Source organism: Acetobacter pomorum (genome assembly GCF_002738225.1).
GTDB classification, from domain to species: domain Bacteria; phylum Pseudomonadota; class Alphaproteobacteria; order Acetobacterales; family Acetobacteraceae; genus Acetobacter; species Acetobacter pomorum.
The window spans coordinates 1-1,129 of record NZ_PEBQ01000050.1 but is presented as its reverse complement, the minus strand read 5'-3'; the positions used below and the strand labels follow the sequence as shown (position 1 = coordinate 1,129).

Below are 1,129 nucleotides of genomic sequence, written 5' to 3'. Positions count from 1 at the left end.
CATAATTAAGGGAATTAATAACGTGCTGAAATTTCAGAATATTGACTAACATAATTAAGGAATTTCGACAGAGGTTTGTCGAAGTTCCTTAATTAGGTGACAGGCCACCCGTTTCACGCAGGCCTATATCGTGACAAAGATCCGTTCGATGTCAGCAATGAGGGGAAAGCAGAAGGTCGGTTCCGGGTTGGTAAATTGCTTAGCGCGGACATTCCGTAAAGATTACGTGGTCCATGGCATTTTGGGACTACGCATGGATTACGGGATGGTAGCTCCAATTCGGTAATCACCAGCTAACGTAATCAATTTCGTTAGTTCGCACGATATCCTGGTCCAGAGCGTCGGATAATATTGAATATCCATGTTAGCTGCTCGTTGGTGAGCCTCACAGACCGCCCCGGTGGCATTTGCCCGATCTGATCCTTGATAGACTGTAGTTCGGGTGGGGCGTGATTTTTCATCCACTCACACGAAGTGCTGCTGGTATGCTTCAAAATATTCGCAAGACGGCATACGGCTTCAAGATGAGAATCCGGCGCATTCGGTATGCCCGGGTCACGTTTATGCAATTCGGCCATCACGCTTTTCAACTTCGCGTATGGACCAAGATTTTTGGAAAATTCCCTCGGATTATCTTCAAGATACCACCGATAGATCGACGTCTCCCAAAAATGATAGGCTGACAGCGCGAAGGCGTTTCGCAACTCGTAAAGTGAGTCCTCAACGCTTGTGACGTGCATTCTCCTGAGAGCTTCATTATCGAATGAAACAGGATGTTTTTCCTTGCTCTCCGGGTTGTCTGAGCGAGTTCGAACGTAGCGCGCGAGCTGCTTTTTCTTGTCCTTGAGTATTTCTTGAAGAGCAGCTTCACCAAATACGGATGCCTGTTCGATTGAGCCAATGCCTTCCTGGTACACATCTCCCCGTGAGATAGATATATCGAGCTGCGGATTTCTACTCATGATACGAGAGTCCAAATTTAAAGGTGATATCGACATAGCGATATGATTGACCGCATTGCGGACTAAATCAATGTAATCCTAATGACCGACATGAGAGCGTAAGCGGAATGTCTGGATCTGTCCGCGTTGTTGTCGGAACTTCTGCTTGATTGGCAGATTTATCATTA

Annotated in this window: 1 protein-coding gene; it reads right to left on the bottom strand. The window is 46.4% G+C overall.

Translation table 11 applies throughout. The annotated features are described in order from the left end of the window. Positions 1–311 precede the first annotated feature (311 nt). Positions 312–962 (bottom strand): hypothetical protein, encoded by a 651-nt coding sequence (locus tag CSR02_RS03560; protein WP_143225529.1) that lies wholly within the window; start codon positions 960–962, stop codon positions 312–314. Positions 963–1,129 lie beyond the last annotated feature (167 nt).

Bases quoted from the DNA above. Each gene is read 5' to 3' on its own strand.
- CSR02_RS03560 (WP_143225529.1), bottom strand. From the start codon at position 962: ATGAGTAGAAATCCGCAGCTCGATATATCTATCTCACGGGGAGATGTG.